This is a genomic window from Rhodococcus sp. P4_B6 (assembly GCF_056402215.1).
This window is the reverse complement of record NZ_JBFUHV010000322.1, coordinates 1-4,766: the sequence shown is the minus strand read 5'-3', so window position 1 is coordinate 4,766 and position 4,766 is coordinate 1. Positions and strand designations below refer to the sequence as shown.

The following is a 4,766-nucleotide window of genomic DNA, read 5'->3' as shown; positions in this document are numbered from 1 at the left end:
GTTCGCAGCGTTTTAGTGAACGGAATGGGCCGATAAATCGTGGTATCGGATATGAAGCTCTCCACAGCTCTGCTGGGGCCTGCCTTCCTCGCCGCGTGTGCGCTCACCGCCTGCAGCAATGACGGCGGCAGCACCGTCGACTACGCACCCACCCCGGTGCTCACCGACACTACGTCGATGCCGTCATCGGAAGGGGCCGTGGCGGCGGGAGCGAACGAGATCGTCATCTCGGGATTTGCCTACACGGTGCCCGCCACGGTGGCACCCGGCACACAGGTCACCGTTCGCAACAGCGACACGGCCGAACACACGGTAACCGCAGACACCGGCGGCACGTTCGACGTCGCGATCGAGGGCGGCGAGACCGCGACACTGACGGTGCCGTCGGCGCCCGGGACCTACCTATTCCATTGCACGTACCATCCGAACATGCACGGCGACTTGACCGTCGGCTGACAAGGTCATCGCCCATCCGGGCCCTCCGCGGCAGGGCCCGCACATGCCTCTGCTCACAACACCGTCGAGAGCAGGACCCGCACGTCGACGCTGATCGAATCGATAGGCAGGCTGGTGGTCGAGGTGGGTCGCACCGCCTGTCCGCGACTTCCCGTCCACGTCGACACCGTTGTTCCGACTCCCACACGTCGATGACCGTCAGAGCGCTAGTCCGCGGTGGTGGTGCCGTAGCGATGACCGGTCAACGWTCGGCAACAGGTCGGGTCCGGTTCGTATCCCACCCACCTCGACGAACGCGGTCATCCCGATCCCTCAGTCGGGACCTGGCTCCGGATTCGAATCACGACACCGGACTGCGGCCATCGCCTCTGCCGTGATTCCTGCCTGCCAACCCTAAACCCAGCGCGTGCAGCGTCGGCACGAACGCGGCCCGTGGCGAACGTGACGCGATGTCCGGCAGCGCGAGCCGCATCCGCCAGTGGTTGTATCGAAAATGATGTGACCGAACGCTGGCCTCCCCGAGAACAACCAGTGACAGCGGTCGTCCCGAGCTCTCACACACCTCAGCCGATCACGACCGAGTCACCCTGCACGGAGACGCTCCGTGGGGCGAGCGGAACGGTTGCCGGACCGGTGTGCACAGACCCGTCGAGATTGAACTTGCTGCCATGGCACGGGCAATTGATGGTGCCGCCGGAGACGTCGGAGACGGTGCACCCCGCGTGCGTGCATGTCGACGAGAACCCACGGAAGTCACCGCCACTGGGCTGTGTGACAACAGCATCGCCGAGCACCGCGCCGCCACCGACGGGAACGTTGCCGACGGGAACGCTGCCGGTCTTCACGGGTGCACCCGCGGGCTTCACAGCTGGGCCGGCGCTGGCGCCGGGCGCAGCCGACGCGCGTGTCCTACCGAACAGCGCGCTACCAACGGCCAAGGCGGCTGCTGCAGCGCCGATACCGGCGACAACTGTGCGGCGCGAAAGCGCTATCTGGTCGCTCCGCAGGCTCTGCTCCTGGTCAAGTTCGTCGGACTGCATGGCAGTGCCCCTCTCTGGGCTGGGGTTCTGGGCTGGGGTCGATGCGGACCACTCAGTGCTTATAGTCTTGCCGTCCCCGCCACTAACGTCGAGGGGCTGTGCGCGTTCATAACGAGGGGCCTGACCTACACGAAAATGGGTGCCCGCCTCGCCACCCACAGCGTGATCAACGCCCAACAAGAAGCACCTTCTGGCCCGGCATGCTCGCCGCTAGGGTGAACCCTGCAATTTGTCGGGGCGAGTCCCATCGCCCTTCTTCATTTCATTGGCCCACGTCGGGGCCGGCGTCCACCTACCGCTGATCGCGCCGTCGTCGCCCGGCCTGGCGGCGACGATCGGCCGGGCGAGCATCGGGCGCGAGCAGTCCCTGGGGTGGTCAGTGTTTCGGGACGAGCAGGACGGGGCGGCGGGCGTGATGGACCAGTTTCGAGGACACCGATTCGCCGAGGACCCGCTCGAACAGGGACATCACGCCGCCACGGGAGGTACCGATGATGATCATCAGGGCGTCGTTGGCTTCGGCGATCGTGGTCAGCAGCTGTGCCGGGTTTCCTTCCCTCGAGTAGTAGGCCCAGTTCCCGGGCAGGGTGGCCAGCATGGTGCAGGCCTCGGTGCGCTCGGCTTCGACGGCGTCGGCGAAGCGTTCTTCCCAGTCGTCCCGGTCGGGTTCGACGGGCATGTCGTCGACGTCGACGATATGGGCGACGTGCAGAAAAGCATCGAGTCGGCCGACGAGGTCCATCGCGTAGGTCAGGGCGGCGTGGCTGGCGGGATGCCGGTCGAAGCCGACCACCAGATGGCACACCGCCGGGGTCGGGGCGGCGGGTCCGTCCACGCGCAGCGGGGTGCGCCAGTCCCGCAGGTTGTCCCGGGTGGCGTGGTGATTTTCCTTCTTGGTCATTGATCTTCTCCTCACACCGAAGCCAGGGCGAGACCGGCACCGCCGGCGATGACGGTCACCAGAAGGGTGCCGACCGCGTTCGCGATCCCGGCGGCGTATTTCTGGCGTTGAATCAGCCGCACGGTCTCGAAACTTGCGGTGCTGAAGGTGGTGTACCCGCCGCAGAACCCGACACCCACGATCAGCTGAATTTCCCGCGGGACACCGTGGAAGAGGATCAGGCCGGTGACGAACCCGAGAAGCAGCGGCGCCCCGAAGGGATCACGCCGAGACGGCCACCGAGGGCCCCAGAATGAACAGCAGGGAATTCAGCAGCGGATCGCATCGCTCGCGGCGACGCCTGGAGAGGGAGCGCGTCATGATGTTCAAGAGATTCTCCGATCAAGCCCGTCAGCTGGTCGTCCTCGCCGCCGGCGGCGTCGCGGACCGACAGAAAACGTCACCGCAACCAGATCATCCGCGGTGAACCGATCCGACTCCCCCCCGGTCGCCGGTGCTCGACCAGGAATCGAAATGCGCACCGACATAGGCGCCTTCGCCCATATGGGGGCCAACTCGCGGCGACGGAACTACCGCCCCCACACCGAGACCACCGAGCCGAGTCCACCGATCGAGCCCTCGGTACCGCCACGCCACCGCGGCAGGATCAGGCGGCCGTTGAGCCGTTGCGTTCGAGCCTCTCGGCGATCCACACCTTGATCAGCGACTGCCGGGTAACCCCGAGACGAGTCGCCTCACGATCCAACTCCGCGATCATCCACGCCGGGAAGTCGACGTTGACACGCCGCTGCTCCTCGCCCGGGCGCCGGGCCCGGGCCGTATCGAGCGCGAACGTCACGTCCTCGCCGGCATCAAAACGCTCGTCGAACTCGTCAGCTCTCATAAAGCGCCACCTCTCCATCACGTGAGCGCCGAACCGAGATGATCCGGGTCCGGTCCGCACGATAGGTCACCACCGCGGACCACCATTTTCCGTCAATCACACCGATCACCAGCCACCTCGGCTCATCCGTAGTTCTCGCGGGCACCTCGAGCCGGTGCGGATCTCGCCACAGTGCCTGCGCCGACAGAAAATCGATGCCGTGCTTGGCCAGGTTCGCTTCGCTCTTGTTCGGATCGAACTCAAACCCAGACATGTATAGAAACTATACCATTTTGKCTGGATGAATTCCCCGCTTTCCCACGCCAGCTCAGGCCGGAAACGTACGACTCGACACYGGCGGCGTCGGAACCAGAGCTGATCCAACGAATGGAGCCTCGATCGATCAGTGACCTCCCCCGGCGCACCCGTCACTTCGCGCTGGAGCGGACCGCGGGGTGGGTCCGGGTCCTGACGTTTCCAGTCGCCTGCCGCCGCCACCGCGGGCGGACTGGTAGACAGACCAGGTGTGGTGGAACGCTCAGATCAGGAGGCCTCGATGCCGCGACCATCATCGTGGGTGAGCACCACGGCGTCCACCCTCGGCGAGGAGCTGGCACGCATCGGTCTGACCGTCCCCACCGACCGACTCGAGGCCCTGCTCACCGACCGAGTCGCCGCCGTAGCGGAACAGATGCGCATCACCGAACGCACCGCCCGCCAGTACTTCGACCACGACACACTGCGCACCCTCGCCCGCGAACTGGCCCTGAGCATCAAAGAAGAGGCACCCGGCGCCGACCTGCTGACACTGCCCCGCACCATACCCATGCCCCTGCCCACCCTCGGTGCGACGATCGCCGCCCTCGTCGAGGCGGCCGCCCTCGCCGGCGTCGACAAGGATCCCCACGAGCCGGCACCAGCGATGGCACTGATCTCCACCCTCGGCGTCCTGACCCGAGACCACGCCGGCGACCTCCCCACCGTCCGAGTGCCGGAGCCCCTCCTCACGCGAGCGGCGCGGCTCATCGAGAACACCGCCGCCCTCGTACACCACGGCTGCCCACTACCACCAGACGTCGCCGAGGACTTCCGCCCCCACCTGCAGAAAGCACTGCGCGACGACGCCGCCCGGCTCCGGGCACTGATCCCCGACACCGGCCGACAGTCCGGCTCGGGTCTCTGGGCGGTTCCCGACGACCCACCATGACCACCGTGGCCGTCCCGGGGTGCATTCGTGTCGCAGAAACGATCGAATGAGAGACAAGTCGAGCCACCGCACAACCAGGCAATCGACAGACTACGGAGATCGACGCAAGCACAGAGAGCGGCGTTGGCTGTTGCTCGGCCTACGGCCCATGAAGTCGGGCGTTCCCCTCGACGTCGGGTTTGTTCGTGACAATCACATCGTTCCCGCGGCCACCGAGACGTGGAAGTTCCCCGCACCCACGGACCGCTCGAGAGTCGCAATGACGGCAGCCGGATTGTCGTAGGGCCCGTTGAGGTAGAA

The 4,766-nt window shown here is 66.2% G+C and carries 7 protein-coding genes; 2 read left to right on the top strand and 5 right to left on the bottom strand.

Annotated elements, in window-relative coordinates; translation table 11 throughout:
• Nucleotides 1–51 precede the first annotated feature (51 nt).
• Nucleotides 52–456, top strand: coding sequence for a cupredoxin domain-containing protein (locus AC1DWT_RS49560; RefSeq protein WP_477926098.1), 405 nt, complete (start codon nucleotides 52–54; stop codon nucleotides 454–456).
• A 563-nt stretch (nucleotides 457–1,019) separates the two neighbouring features.
• On the opposite strand, the gene AC1DWT_RS49555 is transcribed toward AC1DWT_RS49560, so the two are convergent.
• The 5 genes from AC1DWT_RS49555 to AC1DWT_RS49535 form a co-directional block, all read right to left on the bottom strand.
• Nucleotides 1,020–1,496: a QcrA and Rieske domain-containing protein gene (locus AC1DWT_RS49555; RefSeq protein WP_477926097.1), complete on the bottom strand. Its 477-nt coding sequence runs from the start codon at nucleotides 1,494–1,496 to the stop codon at nucleotides 1,020–1,022.
• Nucleotides 1,497–1,872: 376 nt separating this feature from the next.
• The gene (locus tag AC1DWT_RS49550) at nucleotides 1,873–2,397 is read right to left on the bottom strand and encodes a universal stress protein (RefSeq protein ID WP_477926096.1); all 525 of its coding nucleotides are present in this window, start codon (nucleotides 2,395–2,397) and stop codon (nucleotides 1,873–1,875) included.
• An 11-nt stretch (nucleotides 2,398–2,408) separates the two neighbouring features.
• Nucleotides 2,409–2,582, bottom strand: a complete 174-nt coding sequence (locus AC1DWT_RS49545) for a fluoride efflux transporter FluC (protein ID WP_477926099.1) — start codon at nucleotides 2,580–2,582, stop codon at nucleotides 2,409–2,411.
• Between the two features lie 461 nt (nucleotides 2,583–3,043).
• Nucleotides 3,044–3,280 carry a type II toxin-antitoxin system BrnA family antitoxin gene (gene brnA, locus AC1DWT_RS49540; RefSeq protein WP_072950616.1) on the bottom strand — a complete coding sequence of 79 codons (237 nt, stop codon included), beginning with the start codon at nucleotides 3,278–3,280 and terminating at the stop codon, nucleotides 3,044–3,046.
• Nucleotides 3,270–3,533, bottom strand: a complete 264-nt coding sequence (locus AC1DWT_RS49535) for a BrnT family toxin (RefSeq protein WP_072950613.1) — start codon at nucleotides 3,531–3,533, stop codon at nucleotides 3,270–3,272. Before AC1DWT_RS49535 ends, brnA begins: the two co-directional genes overlap by 11 nt.
• 282 nt (nucleotides 3,534–3,815) lie before the next feature.
• Here AC1DWT_RS49535 and AC1DWT_RS49530 point away from each other — a divergent pair, with 282 nt between their 5' ends.
• A complete protein-coding gene (locus AC1DWT_RS49530) occupies nucleotides 3,816–4,466 on the top strand; it encodes a hypothetical protein (RefSeq protein ID WP_241031626.1) in 651 nt (216 codons plus the stop codon).
• Nucleotides 4,467–4,766: the final 300 nt, after the last annotated feature.